Source organism: Enterobacter cloacae complex sp. ECL411, assembly GCF_021869665.1.
Lineage (GTDB): Bacteria > Pseudomonadota > Gammaproteobacteria > Enterobacterales > Enterobacteriaceae > Enterobacter > Enterobacter intestinihominis.
Map to the genome: position 1 here is coordinate 801024 of NZ_CP091486.1, position 14017 is coordinate 815040.

At 50.6% G+C, this 14017-nt stretch carries 13 protein-coding genes; 5 read left to right on the top strand and 8 right to left on the bottom strand.

All coding sequences use genetic code 11. From position 1 onward, the window contains the following. Positions 1-83: 83 nt before the first annotated feature. Complete coding sequence (locus L3069_RS03805) at positions 84-2474, bottom strand: glucose/quinate/shikimate family membrane-bound PQQ-dependent dehydrogenase (protein ID WP_023299340.1); 2391 nt, start codon at positions 2472-2474, stop codon at positions 84-86. Positions 2475-2680: 206 nt separating this feature from the next. Here L3069_RS03805 and hpt point away from each other — a divergent pair, with 206 nt between their 5' ends. After that, entirely contained in the window at positions 2681-3217 is a 537-nt protein-coding gene (hpt, locus tag L3069_RS03810) for a hypoxanthine phosphoribosyltransferase (RefSeq protein WP_003856303.1), read from the top strand. Between the two features lie 64 nt (positions 3218-3281). Here the strand turns inward: hpt and can are convergent, their stop codons facing one another. Then, on the bottom strand, positions 3282-3944 hold the full coding sequence (gene can / locus L3069_RS03815; RefSeq protein WP_003856301.1) for a carbonate dehydratase: 663 nt from the start codon (positions 3942-3944) through the stop codon (positions 3282-3284). A 107-nt stretch (positions 3945-4051) separates the two neighbouring features. On the opposite strand from can, the gene L3069_RS03820 reads away from it, so the two are divergent. The 4 genes from L3069_RS03820 (at position 4052) to L3069_RS03835 (ending at position 7602) form a co-directional block, all read left to right on the top strand. Next, on the top strand, positions 4052-4978 hold the full coding sequence (locus L3069_RS03820; protein WP_003856300.1) for an ABC transporter ATP-binding protein: 927 nt from the start codon (positions 4052-4054) through the stop codon (positions 4976-4978). Next, positions 4975-5745: an ABC transporter permease gene (locus tag L3069_RS03825; protein WP_022647074.1), complete on the top strand. Its 771-nt coding sequence runs from the start codon at positions 4975-4977 to the stop codon at positions 5743-5745. Before L3069_RS03820 ends, L3069_RS03825 begins: the two co-directional genes overlap by 4 nt. A 105-nt stretch (positions 5746-5850) precedes the next feature. After that, positions 5851-6291 (top strand): PTS sugar transporter subunit IIA, encoded by a 441-nt coding sequence (locus tag L3069_RS03830; RefSeq protein ID WP_022647075.1) that lies wholly within the window; start codon positions 5851-5853, stop codon positions 6289-6291. Positions 6292-6354: 63 nt separating this feature from the next. Beyond that, the gene (locus tag L3069_RS03835; protein WP_038415356.1) at positions 6355-7602 is read left to right on the top strand and encodes a polysaccharide deacetylase family protein; all 1248 of its coding nucleotides are present in this window, start codon (positions 6355-6357) and stop codon (positions 7600-7602) included. 3 nt (positions 7603-7605) lie between these two features. Here the strand turns inward: L3069_RS03835 and L3069_RS03840 are convergent, their stop codons facing one another. The 6 genes from L3069_RS03840 to L3069_RS03865 all read right to left on the bottom strand — a co-directional run bounded on the left by L3069_RS03840 (position 7606) and on the right by L3069_RS03865 (position 13946). Next, a complete protein-coding gene (locus tag L3069_RS03840; RefSeq protein ID WP_051979812.1) occupies positions 7606-8691 on the bottom strand; it encodes a fimbrial protein in 1086 nt (361 codons plus the stop codon). 20 nt (positions 8692-8711) lie between these two features. Then, the gene (locus tag L3069_RS03845) at positions 8712-9314 is read right to left on the bottom strand and encodes a fimbrial-like protein (protein WP_038415358.1); all 603 of its coding nucleotides are present in this window, start codon (positions 9312-9314) and stop codon (positions 8712-8714) included. A 14-nt stretch (positions 9315-9328) separates the two neighbouring features. Beyond that, a complete protein-coding gene (locus tag L3069_RS03850; RefSeq protein WP_038415359.1) occupies positions 9329-9892 on the bottom strand; it encodes a fimbrial protein in 564 nt (187 codons plus the stop codon). 26 nt (positions 9893-9918) lie between these two features. Then, on the bottom strand, positions 9919-10488 hold the full coding sequence (locus L3069_RS03855; protein WP_032625598.1) for a fimbrial protein: 570 nt from the start codon (positions 10486-10488) through the stop codon (positions 9919-9921). A gap of 38 nt (positions 10489-10526) precedes the next feature. Continuing rightward, positions 10527-13121 carry an outer membrane usher protein gene (locus tag L3069_RS03860; protein WP_038421468.1) on the bottom strand — a complete coding sequence of 865 codons (2595 nt, stop codon included), beginning with the start codon at positions 13119-13121 and terminating at the stop codon, positions 10527-10529. An 81-nt stretch (positions 13122-13202) separates the two neighbouring features. Beyond that, a complete protein-coding gene (locus L3069_RS03865; RefSeq protein WP_022647082.1) occupies positions 13203-13946 on the bottom strand; it encodes a fimbrial chaperone in 744 nt (247 codons plus the stop codon). Between the last annotated feature and the right edge of the window lie 71 nt (positions 13947-14017).

A 14017-nucleotide genomic window follows, 5' to 3' on the forward strand; every position in this document is an offset into this window, starting at 1 on the left:
AAGCCGGGTGGCGGCTTCGCCTTACCCGGCCTACATAGGACACCCGAAAGCCCGGTATGCGTTAGCGCCACCGGGCTTTTTCATTACTTAGCGTCGTCAGGCAGTGCATACGCGACAATATAGTCGCCCATCTTCGTGCCAAACGAACCGTGACCACCTGCGGAGATAACAACGTACTGTTTGCCATTCACTTCATAGGTCATCGGCGTTGCCTGTCCACCGGCTGGCAGACGGCCTTGCCACAGTTTTTCACCGTTGGTCATGTTGTAGGCGCGCAGGTAGTTATCTGCGGTTGCCGCGATGAACAGCACGTTACCGGCGGTGGAGATTGGGCCACCCAGCATTGGCATACCCATATTGAACGGCACTGGAACAGGCATCGGGAACGGCATGCTGTCCTGTGGCGTACCAATACGTTTCTTCCAGACGATCTTGTTGGTCTTCAGATCCAGACCGGAGATGTAACCCCAGGCAGGCTGTTTACACGGCAGACCGAACGGAGAAAGGAACGGATTCAGGGTCACACCATAAGGAACGCCATACTGCGGCTGGATACCGGCTTCGGTACCGCTGCCTTTCGCATCTTTCGGCTGCTCCATTGGGTTACCCGGACCACGAGGGATCAGACGGGAAACGAACGGCAGCGCCATTGGGTTAGCGATGGCGACCTGACGGTTAGGGTCAACGGAGATCCCACCCCACTCGAACATCCCCAGGTTACCCGGGAAGACCAGCGTGCCCTGCTCTGACGGCGGCGTGAAGATGCCTTCATAGCGCAGCTGGTGGAACATCACGCGGCATACCAGCTGGTCAAACATCGTGGCACCCCACATGTCTGCACCACTGAGGTCTTTCTCCGGACGGAAACTCAGATCAGAGAACGGCTGCGTTTTGGTAACGTAGTCGCCTTTGGCCGCACCCTGCGGAACCGGTTTTTCCGGCGCAGGAACAACCAGCTTACCGTTGCTGCGATCCAGCACGAAGATGTTGCCGGTTTTGGCCGGGGCGTAAATCACCGGAACGGTTTTACCGTTAACGGTAATGTCCGCCAGCGTTGGCTGGGACGGCATATCCATATCCCACAGATCGTGGTGAACGGTCTGGTAGCTCCATGCCAGTTTACCGGTCGTTGCGTTCAGCGCCACGATGGAGCTGGCGTAACGTTCCTGCTCCGGCGTACGGTTACCACCCCAGATATCCGGCGTGGTCACGCCCATCGGCAGGTAAACCAGGTCCAGCTTCGCGTCATACGCTGCCGGTGCCCAGGAGTTCGGTGAGTTAAAGGTAAAGGTGTGTTCATCCGATGGGATCGCGTTGGGATCTTTCGCGCCCGGGTCGAAGGCCCACAGCAGTTTACCGGTGTTCACGTCGAAACCACGGATAACGCCGGAGGTTTCGCGGGTAGAGAAGTTATCCGTTACCGAACCGGCAATCACGATGGTTTTATCGGTAATGATTGGCGGGGAGGTCGGCTCATACAGACCCGGCGTAGTGTCCGGCATGTTGGTCTGAAGATTCAGAATGCCTTTGTTAGCGAAGGTTTCGCACAGCTTACCGGTCTCAGCGTTGATGGCAAACAGGCGGCCATCGTTCACCGGCAGCATAATGCGGCGAGGACAGTCGGCAATGACTTCCGGGCTGGCATTATCAGCGCGCGCTTCGTGGTAAGAGACGCCGCGGCAGGTGATGTGCTGGAACGACGGGTTGGAGTTCAGCTGTGGATCAAAGTGCCATTTCTCTTTACCGGTGGCCGCGTCGAGCGCGAACAGACGCTGGTGCGCCGTACACAGGTAGAGCATGTTGCCCACTTTAATCGGGGTCACTTCGTTGGTCAGCTCACCCGGATCGTTTGGCATCTTCAGGTCGCCGGTACGGAATACCCAGGCTTCCTTCAGGTTTTTCACGTTGTCCGCATTGATCTGCTTCAGCGGGGAGTAACGTTGACCTTCCTGATTTCGACCATAGGCTGGCCAGTCGCCGTCAGCCACCTGCGAAATAGCCGCAGCCGGTGTGGATTCAGTGTTCAGCGTACCGTGGATCTCCTGCGGGTCGTTGAATCCGGCCCAGGTCAGGATGCCGCCACTAATCAGCAGGGCAACGACCAGACCGGCTACAGCACCACTGGAAGGGACGATCAGACGACGCCAGACAAACGGCAGGATCAGCCAGATACCGAAGAAGACCAGAATGTCGCTGCGCGGCGTCAACGCCCAGAAGTCGAACCCGACTTCCCAGACGCCCCAGATCATGGTTGCGAGCAGTAACGCTGCGTACAGCCACAGAGCAGATTGTTTTCTGCGTAAAAGCAGGACGGTTACGCCAACCATAACCAGACCCGCAATCGGGTAGTACCAGGAGCCGCCAATCGCGACCAGCCATACGCCACCGATTAACAAATACAGCGCGCAGAATGCGGCAAACGCGGCTGTTAATGTCACCAGTAGACGCGGCTGTTTAGTTTTTGTTTCAGCCATAGAAAAGTACTCGTCAGTTTTGTTAATTATTTGCTAGCAATTAATTATAGGTATTAACAACTGTGATCGGAATTACAAATATTGCTTTTTATAACTCATGCGCCAGGCTTATCCATTTACTGGTATAATGGCTGGCTTGCGTATCGATGCCGGAACGAGAGTCATCCGCATTGAGAGATTTTCACTAAAATCATTTGGTTAGTAATATGAAACATACTGTTGAAGTGATGATCCCGGAAGCCGAGATCAAAGCGCGTATCGCTGAACTGGGTCGTCAAATCACCGAACATTACAAGGACAGCGGCAGCGAAATGGTGCTGGTCGGTCTGTTGCGTGGTTCTTTCATGTTCATGGCAGACCTGTGCCGTGAAGTGCAGGTGCCGCACGAGGTCGATTTTATGACCGCCTCCAGTTACGGCAGCGGCATGTCCACAACCCGTGATGTGAAAATCCTGAAAGATCTGGATGAAGATATTCGTGGCAAAGATGTGTTGATTGTTGAGGACATCATCGACTCCGGCAACACGCTCTCTAAAGTGCGTGAGATCCTGAGCCTGCGTGAACCAAAATCACTGGCGATTTGTACCCTGCTGGATAAGCCTGAGCGCCGTGAAGTGCAGGTGCCGGTGGAGTTCGTTGGTTTCTCCATCCCGGACGAATTCGTGGTGGGTTACGGCATTGATTACGCGCAGCGTTATCGCCATCTGCCGTATGTTGGGAAAGTAGTGATTCTGGACGAATAATTGCGGGCTGATGCCCTCACCCCAGCCCTCTCCCACAGGGAGAGGGTGAAAACCCCCGGCTTTGTTATTTATGGTTCACATGCTTAAGCTTGAGGTTGGCAATTCCCGATCGGTAACGCTGTTCCAGCGTTTCGCGGTTGGTGGCGGTCACTTCCAGATTGCGCAGCAGACCGTCGTGAATACCGTACGCCCAGCCGTGGATGGAGACCTTCTGCCCGCGTTTCCAGGCAGACTGCATAATCGTCGAGTGGCCCAGGTTATAGACCTGCTCCATTACGTTCAGCTCACACAGGGTGTCGAGACGGCGCTCCTGCGGCATTTCGCCCAGCAGTGAGCTATGTTTGAACCAGATATCACGAATGTGCAGCAGCCAGTTATCGATTAACCCCAGCTCTGTGTTTTCGACCGCCGCCTGCACGCCGCCGCAGCCGTAGTGGCCACAAATAATGATGTGCTCAACCTCAAGAACGTCAACGGCGTACTGCACAACCGAAAGGCAGTTGAGATCGGTATGAATAACCAGGTTAGCCACATTGCGGTGAACAAACAGTTCGCCAGGTTCAAGACCCGTCAGACGTTCGGCGGGGACACGGCTGTCAGAACATCCAATCCAGAGAAAGCGCGGGTTCTGCGCTTGCGCGAGTTTTCCAAAAAATCCGGGGTCTTCCTCCACCAGCATTTTTGACCATAGTGCATTGTTGCTGATGAGTGTATCTATGTCGTTCATGGAGGTTAGCGACCTGTAACCAAGTGATTGCGTTGCGCTACTATAGGGTAACCCGACTTTTAATGAAACCACACAACGTGTGTCAGAACTTAAGGTAAGTTGAATTCATGGCGATTGCACTGGAGCTTGAACAGCTCAAAAAAACCTACCCGGGGGGCGTTCAGGCGCTGCGCGGGATAGATCTTAAAGTCGAAGCGGGAGATTTCTACGCGCTTCTGGGGCCGAACGGGGCGGGGAAATCCACCACCATCGGGATCATCAGCTCGCTGGTCAACAAAACCTCCGGCCGCGTCAGCGTGTTTGGCTACGATCTGCAAAAAGATGTGGTCAACGCCAAGCGTCAGCTGGGGCTGGTGCCGCAGGAGTTCAACTTCAACCCGTTTGAGACGGTACAGCAGATTGTTGTTAACCAGGCGGGTTATTATGGCGTTGAGCGCAAAGAGGCGCTTGAGCGCAGCGAAAAGTATCTGAAACAGCTCGACCTGTGGGAGAAGCGTAACGAACGCGCGCGGATGTTGTCCGGGGGGATGAAGCGCCGCCTGATGATTGCCCGCGCGCTGATGCACGAGCCAAAGCTGCTTATCCTTGATGAGCCGACTGCTGGCGTGGATATTGAACTGCGTCGTTCCATGTGGGGCTTCCTGAAAGATCTGAACGATAAAGGCACCACCATCATTCTGACCACGCACTATCTGGAAGAGGCGGAAATGCTGTGCCGCAATATCGGCATCATTCAGCACGGTGAGCTGGTGGAAAACACCTCGATGAAGAATCTGCTCTCCAAGCTCAAATCAGAGACCTTTATCCTCGATCTGGCGGCGAAAAGCGCGCTGCCGAAACTGGAGGGCTACAACTATCGCCTGGTTGATACCTCGACGCTGGAGGTAGAAGTGCTGCGCGAGCAGGGTATCAACAGCGTGTTCTCACAGTTGAGTGCGCAGGGCATTCAGGTATTAAGCATGCGTAACAAAGCAAACCGACTGGAAGAGCTGTTTGTCTCTCTGGTGCACGACAAACAAGGAGACAAGGCATGACGCATCTTTACTGGGTCGCGCTGAAAAGCATCTGGGCAAAAGAGATTAACCGCTTTATGCGTATCTGGGTGCAAACCCTGGTGCCGCCGGTGATCACCATGACGCTCTACTTCATCATTTTCGGTAACCTGATTGGCTCCCGCATTGGTGAGATGCACGGTTTTACCTATATGCAGTTTATCGTGCCGGGCCTGATCATGATGGCGGTGATCACCAACGCTTACGCGAACGTAGCGTCGTCGTTCTTTAGCGCCAAGTTCCAGCGCAACATTGAAGAGCTGCTGGTGGCCCCGGTGCCAACGCATGTGATCATCGCCGGTTACGTGGGCGGCGGCGTAGCGCGCGGGCTGTGCGTGGGGATTCTGGTGACGGCGATTTCGTTGTTCTTCGTCCCGTTCCAGGTGCATTCGTGGCTGTTCGTGGCGCTCACATTATTGCTGACGGCGATCCTGTTCTCCCTCGCCGGGCTGCTGAACGCGGTGTTTGCTAAAACGTTTGATGACATCAGCCTGATCCCGACCTTCGTGCTGACGCCGCTGACCTATCTGGGCGGGGTGTTTTACTCCCTGACGCTGTTGCCGCCGTTCTGGCAGGCGCTGTCGCACCTGAACCCGATTGTCTACATGATCAGCGGCTTCCGCTTTGGCTTCCTCGGCATTGCCGATGTCCCGCTGTTCACCACCGTTGTGGTGCTGGTGGTGTTTATCGTGGCATTCTATCTGCTGTGCTGGTATCTGATCCAGCGCGGACGCGGGCTGCGTAGCTAACCTTCTGCCCGGCGACGTTCTGTTTGCCGGGCACTTTCTTTGACAGTTATCACCGTAAACTAACCTTCACCTGGATAAACTACTCGCCTGCTAAGGAGAGACGTTATGCTGGGATGGGTGATCACCTGCCACGATGAAGAGGCACAGGAAATGCTGCTTAAGCTGGAGGCCCGATTTGGCCCCCTGGCGCAATGTCGTGCGGTAAATTACTGGCGAGGGCTGAGCACCAATATGCTCAGCCGGATGATGTGTGACGCGCTGCATGAAACCGACACCGGCGATGGCGTGATTTTTCTCACTGACAGATCCGGCGCGGCGCCATACCGTGCGGCTGCCCTAATGAGCCATAAGCACGATAACTGTGAAGTAATCTCCGGTATCAGCCTGCCTTTACTCGAAGCGATGTATCCGCTGCGCGCAACGTTGAGCAGCGCTGAGTTTCGTCACGCCATTGTGGCGCAGGGCTCGCCGGGCGTGAGCAGCTTGTGGCACCAGCAGCAGAAGAACCCGCCTTTTGTTCTGCTTCACGATCTGTATAAGCATTAAACATTGGTATTGATGCCGCTTTTGTTACAATGGCGGCTGATTTTCTGTGTCGATTTATATTCCATGCTCAAACGCGTTATCTTTATCCTTCTGCTCGTGGTTTCCGGTGGTGCGTCTGCCAGCCTGACCAGTCAGCAAGGCCTTCCTGCCCAATATATGCAAACCACCGAAGATGCGGCCATCTGGGCGCAGGTGGGAAATGCCGTTGTGAATGTGGGGAATGTCCGCGCCGGGCAGATCCTCGCTGTCTTTCCGGCCGCGGCGGATTACTATGAATTTCGTTTCGGATTCGGTACGGGGTTTATTGATAAAGACCACCTTGAAAAAGTTCAGGGCAAACAACGCGTTGAGGATAGTTTGGGTGACTTGAACAAGCCGCTCAGTAATCAAAACCTCATTACCTGGAAAGACACGCCGGTGTATAACGCCCCCAGCAGCGGAAGCGCGCCCTTTGGCACCTTAAGCGCTAATCTTCGCTATCCGATTCTGAATAAGCTGAAAGACCGCCTGAACCAGACCTGGTTCCAGATCCGTATCGGTAATCGTCTGGCATGGGTAAGCAGCCTGGATGCGCAGGAAGATAACGGGCTACCGGTTCTGACCTACCATCATATTTTGCGTGATGAAGAGAACACCCGTTTTCGACATACCTCCACGACGACCAGCGTACGTGCGTTTAATAATCAGATGGCCTGGTTACGCGATCAGGGCTATACCACGCTGACGATGTACCAGCTTGAAGGGTACGTACGTAACAAGATGAACCTGCCCGCGAAAGCGGTGGTGATCACTTTTGATGATGGCCTGAAATCGGTGAGCCGCTATGCGTATCCGGTGCTAAAAGAGTATGGCTTCAACGCGACGGCGTTTATAATTTCATCCCGAATCAAAGGCCACCCGCAGAAGTGGGATCCAAAATCGCTGCAGTTTATGAGCATTCAGGAAATTAAGGGCATCCAGGATGTGTTCGACATTCAGTCTCACACTCATTTCCTGCATCGCGTGGATGGCTATAAACACCCCATCCTGTTGAGCCGTAGCTATCACGTGATCCTGTTTGATTTTGAACGCTCACGTCGTGCACTGGCGCAGTTCAACCCGCGCGTATTGTATGTGTCGTATCCATTTGGCGGTTATGACAATAAAGCGATAAAGGCAGCGAATGAGGCTGGTTTTCATATGGCAGTGACGACGATGAAGGGGAAGGTGAAGCCGGGGGATAATCCGTTCCTGTTGAAGCGTTTGTATATCTTAAGAACGGACTCACTGGAGACGATGTCGCGGCTGATCAGTAATCAGCCGCAGGGATAGCGGTTAATCGTATGAAAGGGTGAATACGCCGGTGGCTTTAAACGACCCCGGTTTCACTGTGTTTCCGTTTGCTACCAGTTGAGCAACATAATTAATTTGCTTGGATTCAGGGGTTTGGTAATCCGTTATGACATAGGATGAGTCAGGATTATTCGGCAGAAGTTGAGAGGTTCCGTTATACATGATTTTCACGCCTGCGCCTTCAGCTCCGGACGAAAGCGTATTACCAAGAAGATCATTATTTTTTCCGGTTAGCTTTGAGGTGGTGAGTTTGGTTGTGATATTTGCCACACCGGTACAATTGCTTAAGCTAATGGAAAAAGGGATATCCTTAACCCGATTGTTTTTAATATCTGAAACATAATATTCTCCCAGGTTAACATTATTAGTACCATCCGATAGCATGGCCATGTCGCAGGTTGGAAGAACGATCGGGATCTGGAATGAGTCCTCGTTGACCATAAATGTCCATGGTTGGTTGTCACTATCATCTGGATTACCAATAGCCATTTTACCCAGAGTGCCGGGTTTGGGTCTGATTGAGGTTTCTTTGTTCGGGTTGCCTCTGTAACCTTCATCAATATAAATTTGAACTGAGGTGTTTATCCATTTTTCATCCCACGGGTCAGATTTTCCGGAGGAGGCAACGGTAGTCCAGCCAGTAGTATTCATAGCGAAGTAACCACCCATGCCTCCAGTGCTTTCTGCGGTGTGCACCCTTACGGAATAATAAATCCCCGGAATATTTGTTTCAAACATAGCCCTGCCATAACTACTCCCCATTAGCAAGGTCGGGTTTGTTTGTGACACGAGGTTAAAACCATCGTCCCCCGGACCACATTTGGCCTGAATGCCTGGTGTCAGGTTAACGTTAAAAAGAGTACTGGCGTAGTTACCCGGAGGGGGAAGACGTACGGTGCCACCTGAGTAGTCAGAATTGATTAGCGTGGTTGTGCCGCCTTTTCCATTATTCATTTGGCACTCCCCTGCCCAGCAGGAGTGGCTGAGGGTAAATAACGCGCTCGCCATGGCAAACGTCATTGTGCCTTTCACGTTGAAACCCTGTCTTATAAAGTTGAACATTCTCATCCTTTTTCCTGTTCTGATTATTATTCGTAAGTGACGTCAACCAATACTTTACTGGTAACTACACCACCAGCCACTACGCCAATATTTTGATATCGGGCATAGAACTGATAATCCGTTAAAAATGCAGTATCCTGACCGCTTACGTCAAAAGTGATTTTTGACGTGCCGTCGTTGTTTAAAACATTCTTTTTATATTTTTCAGAGAAAACGACGACGCCGACATTTTTTGCCGCGCCTGCGGCGGTATCATCACTTTTGAAAACCTGATTTTGTCCTGGCCAGAAACCCGACTGCGGCGAAAAGCTAAAACTCAGCTTTTTAGCCGTACCGCTGTCTCCATAGCAATCATCTACATGGATCTTAAAAGGCGTACCACCTGCATCATCGGTTGCAGTAAAACGATCGCTACCATCCGGGTTATAAAACCAACTGCGCATCGCATTGGGGAGATAAATTTCGCCGTCATTTTCCACGGTCATCTTACAGGTGCTATTAACAATGTTAGCGGTAATATTTACGTCTAATCCTGAGCTTGCCTGGCTTACGCCAGGCAAGATGCCACCAGCCAAGCCCATAAGCAACACAAGACCGGGCTGGTATAAAATAAACGGTGATTGTTGCATACTGGTTCCTGGTATTATGGATAAGCGATAGTAAACGTGACTGGCGCAGTAACCGCCCCCGCGCCTACATCAGCAATGGTTTGGCCTTGCCCGATAACGATACGGGAATTCATCGGGAATTCACCGGTACCATCAGTAATGGTGACATCCTTAGCAGCCGAAGGCGTGTTACAGCTCATAAGCTCGCCAGTATCGACAACACCCGACCAGATCTCAAAGCCCGTTGCTAAGCCGCCAGAGTAAGAATCACCCGTCTTGTTGACGCCACTGCATTCACCACCAGCGCCTTTCGCAGCGGACACCGTTGCCTTGGTTACTCCAGAACAGTTGGTGAAACTAATCTTGAGCGGCTCGACACGGGTTTTGTTCACCAGATCGGATTTGTATACGTCGCCGAACGCAATTTCAGTGGAGGCTGTGCCTGCATCGTTAAGTACTTTTGCGGTACATGTGCCTGATACAATTTTTGATTTAATCGTTAATTCGACACTAGGGGTGCCTGTAATTGCTGCGCTTGCCATTCCCGAGAACAGAAGAGCAGAAACGGACAGGGCGATAAAAGTAGAATTGAATTTCATAATGTTGCTCCGTTTTCCTGCACTAATCACTCGTAGCTAAATTCAAAGGTCGCCACGGCCTGAAAATCACCAATGGTCATGCTGTTTTCTTTTGTTTCACGTAAGGTGGCCACCAGAGCAACTTCCTTATTCTGGATTTCTGTCGGACTCCAGACCAGGCGCTCTGAATCCAGGGTTGAGTTAATGATAAAAGGAGTATTTGGTGCATCGGCTCTGGCGATTTCAGCCGCAGAGTAATCAGCGCCACCGTTAGTTTTTGCAATCTGGTTAACAAGGCCGCTAGCTAAATAACCTGATTTGGTTCCTTTTACGGTTGTTTTTAACGAGGTTAGCGACGCCGGGCATTCAACGAGCACAATTTTGAAATTGGCATTTGCCGTTCCGGCTTTGACATCATCTAAACGTACCTGACCGTTATTACCGATAGTCAGCGTTTGCTGCGTATCTGAACCCGTACCGCCGACCAGTTTCATATCGCAGGTGGTTTCGCGGATATTGGCAGTGAAGTTAACATTGAGATCGGCTGCCGCAGCAGAACCTGACATCGCTAACATTGCTAATGCGATTAATGAATAACCGCAATGATTTTTCTTCATATTATTTCCCATGGGTGTGATTCCCTGTTTTAACATCATTACATTTGGCACTGTTGATTACTCAGAATCGTGGTTAAGCCTGCTTTCTTCGCATTTTCAGGAATCTGATAATGCACCGTGCAAGAGCTGGATCCATCGCTTCCCCATACCACCCGGAGAGCGCCTTTGTCTTCCACACCGCGTACATAAGCTTGTCCTGCCTGGCCTACCGTTCCGATAGATTCGTTTTTCTCATTCAGAACGTCTGCACCTAACGGAATAAAGCCGTTATCAGAACGTTGTAATTCCAGAACAAGCGAACGACCTTCATCCGTTTCAAAATTCACTAATACAACGGAGCCATTGCGAGGTACGGCAACAGCGCTGGTATTTTTGATTTCAACGTCTGCTTCGAGAGTGCTGATATCGAGCGATACTCGGTTTTCTCTGTAGGCTGACATATACGGCATAATCCCGTACCCGGAGCTGTTAATGCGGCTTTGGCCGTAACCCAGCCGAGCACCCGTTGCGCCACTTGCTTTTACCAGCGCAAGTGAATCCGTTTCGCCGATACTGCCGGATGTAAATACAACGCCACCCGAGTGAACAACCATTCCGCCGTTATAACTCGCGGAATACTGTTTACTATTGTCATCGCCAAAGGACGCTGAGACACCGAGCGGCCCGTAAGGACTGTTCCATGAGCTATAGCCACTGACCTGGTTCAGGTTGCCGTAGTTGCCCCCGCTTGATGAGGCGCTAACGGAATAGCTCACTTCACTGTTTTTGGAGTTGCCGCTTGCCGTAGAGTTAAAACTGGTACCGCCTTTTAAATCAGTGCGCAGGCTCATGTTGACGTTATTGAATCCGCCTGACTGCGCGCTATCTTTATTGAATATGCTGAATGGAATACTGACGTTTAAATAAACGCTGTCATCCTTTTCCCCTGTTTCGTTGTACGTGCGTTGCACAGAAACGCTATAGCTACCGTAAGCAAAACTATTGTTGTAACCCACGCTGTAGTCGGAAGTGGAGCTAGAGTCATTCCAGTAATCCTGCCAGGTGCCGCTAATATAGAGTGAGCCGTATTCATCACCGTTAACATTCAATGGCTGATTCAGGCTGACCTGTATCTGGTTTTTGGTACGCTGATAATCAGCATAAAGCTCGGCATTGCTGTCATAAGATCGATTGCCATATTCCTCGTGATGAATACTGTCCTGCAATGAGGCGGCATCGTTAAGGCTGAGATAATCTTCTGTAGAGAAGCGATAAGCTGCCACGTTAAGAGATGTGTTAGTAGCTTCAAGCATTTTGCTGTAGGTCAGCCGATAACTTTGCCCTTTAAGCGTGTCCAGCCCGTCGATATCGGCATAGGACCCGGTAACATCTAATGCGAATGCACCAATACGGGTATTCATAGCCAGACCAAGCAGGCCGGCGTAGAAATCCATATCCGTATATTGCGCACCCACGTAACCGGTAAAGGTATTATTCAGACCATACGCGTAAGTTGCGTAGCCAACGTTTGGCTTATCGTGCAATGAATCATCATTCAGCTCACCTAAACCCACATCCCAGCGGCTGGAGCCTGGGCGGAGCATTTGTGTAACTGAGGAGAACGGAACGGTAAACGTCCGTTTACTTCCATCGGCTTCCTCTACAGTGACAATCAAATCATTGCCATAGCCTGTTGTACTGAGGTCATTGATCTCGAAAGCACCGGGTGGAACGGTGGTTTCATAAATTTTATTGCCGCTTTGCGTTACGCTAACCTTGGCGTTACTGTTTGCCACACCACGAATTACTGGCGCGTAGCCAGAGGTGCCTTCCGGGAGCATGCGGTCATCGTTATACATACGCGCACCACGCAGGCTCACCGAGTCAAAGACATCACCGCGTGTGTAGGAATCACCCATTACCATCTGTGCGTTAAGTGGTGTGATGTCTCGCTGGAGGTAGATATCCTGGCTGGAATAATGTGTGCCATTATCGCTGTCCCAGTTCAGACTGCCGCGAGAACGTAAACGCCACGGCCCCACGTTCAGGCCATAATGCAAGCCCGCATAAGCGGTATCTGAATTGGTGCCGTTTGACTCGCTGTGCCAGGTATTAAGATCGTATGAGAGTAATCCGGCCGGAACACCATTATCCCATAATGAAGGATCGACATACCCTGCTGGAAGCTTAAGCACGTAGATTTGCGGGAAATTAAGATCCATTTCCTGCTTGCTACTATCAAAATTTTCAGAAGCACCGGGATAATATTTTTTGATATCTACGCAAGACGTTTCGTCGTTTTTGACATCATCGCCTAGTATGCTGGTATCAACGCCTGCCTGTGTCAGCGTGAGTTTAGTCAGACATGCTGAGGCACGTGGCGTTTTGTTATCAATGAATGTCATCTCGACCGTGGATTTTGAATTGCCATTCAAATTCACTTTTACACGGTAAGTACCTGGCATAACTGGGTTGCCATAAGCATAACGATCGACATTGATACCTCCACCATTATCGATAAGGAACTGGTCATTAAATTCAATGGCCGATTCTGTTTCGGATGAGGTGTCTACAGCTTTTTTTTCAGTCTCGCTGGCATGCAGAGGAAATGCTGCACAGATTGCGAGACATAAAATTGATCGTTGAAATAGCATGCTTCATCCAGACAAGTCGTCGTATGAATGCTATGAATCATTCATACGTGTTATATTTATAATGTGGCGGTGGTGCGGTTATTAATTTACTTTGCTTTCAAAAGTATCAGAGCCGCCATTGTCATTAATGGTTTCGTAAGCAACAGTGCCGGTGGCAGTACTACCTAAACCTTTTACCTGCATAATTTGAGTACTAAACGGTAAAATAGATTTATGCTCAACCTGGTACTCTTTATTTGCTGATTTCAGCTTTACATTTGAAATAGATACGTTGTAAGGGGAATCATTGTGTGCGATCAGGTTTAGCGTATTACCTTGTTTTTGTTGTGACCACGTTACTTTGGCTGCTGCATCTCCTGGCGTACCTTTCAGGCCGTCAGGTCGGAAAAAGAGTTTAATACGTGTGCGGAATGCCAGCTGGAGCTGGTTAGGATTTTCACCGTCTTTCACTTTTGACTTCGGTGGAATCTCGAGCACATTGAACCAGAATAGGGATTCGCGATCTTGCGGCAATGAACCACCCAGGTACGAGATCCGAACGGATTGACCTTTTTGCGGATCAATTCGGGATACTGGTGGAGTAATAATAAACGGTAGTTTTAATTCCTGTGGATTGGTGTCATCGCGACCGTCATCGAGCCATGATTGAACTAATAGTGGTTTTTTGCCACGGTTGTCTAAAGAAACGATGACATCTTTTTGCGACTGCTGATAAACAATACGTGTTCCCGAAATAACGATATCTGCGCTTGCCTGGAATGACGCGACAGCAGCAGCTGTAAAGCAGGCAGCTTTAAATCCTTTATAAAATGATGTGCTTAACATTTTTCCACTTCCTGTTGGAATGATATCAATAGTCCCCTGACGTACGTCAGGGGATAATATGAGCATTTTAT

Excerpts from the sequence above, each read along its gene's own strand:
- L3069_RS03805 (WP_023299340.1), bottom strand. The coding sequence starts at position 2,474 with ATGGCTGAAACAAAAACTAAACAGCCGCGTCTACTGGTGACATTAACA.
- hpt (WP_003856303.1), top strand. The coding sequence starts at position 2,681 with ATGAAACATACTGTTGAAGTGATGATCCCGGAAGCCGAGATCAAAGCG.
- can (WP_003856301.1), bottom strand. The coding sequence starts at position 3,944 with ATGAACGACATAGATACACTCATCAGCAACAATGCACTATGGTCAAAA.
- L3069_RS03820 (WP_003856300.1), top strand. The coding sequence starts at position 4,052 with ATGGCGATTGCACTGGAGCTTGAACAGCTCAAAAAAACCTACCCGGGG.
- L3069_RS03825 (WP_022647074.1), top strand. The coding sequence starts at position 4,975 with ATGACGCATCTTTACTGGGTCGCGCTGAAAAGCATCTGGGCAAAAGAG.
- L3069_RS03830 (WP_022647075.1), top strand. The coding sequence starts at position 5,851 with ATGCTGGGATGGGTGATCACCTGCCACGATGAAGAGGCACAGGAAATG.
- L3069_RS03835 (WP_038415356.1), top strand. The coding sequence starts at position 6,355 with ATGCTCAAACGCGTTATCTTTATCCTTCTGCTCGTGGTTTCCGGTGGT.
- L3069_RS03840 (WP_051979812.1), bottom strand. The coding sequence starts at position 8,691 with ATGAGAATGTTCAACTTTATAAGACAGGGTTTCAACGTGAAAGGCACA.
- L3069_RS03845 (WP_038415358.1), bottom strand. The coding sequence starts at position 9,314 with ATGCAACAATCACCGTTTATTTTATACCAGCCCGGTCTTGTGTTGCTT.
- L3069_RS03850 (WP_038415359.1), bottom strand. The coding sequence starts at position 9,892 with ATGAAATTCAATTCTACTTTTATCGCCCTGTCCGTTTCTGCTCTTCTG.
- L3069_RS03855 (WP_032625598.1), bottom strand. The coding sequence starts at position 10,488 with ATGAAGAAAAATCATTGCGGTTATTCATTAATCGCATTAGCAATGTTA.
- L3069_RS03860 (WP_038421468.1), bottom strand. The coding sequence starts at position 13,121 with ATGCTATTTCAACGATCAATTTTATGTCTCGCAATCTGTGCAGCATTT.
- L3069_RS03865 (WP_022647082.1), bottom strand. The coding sequence starts at position 13,946 with ATGTTAAGCACATCATTTTATAAAGGATTTAAAGCTGCCTGCTTTACA.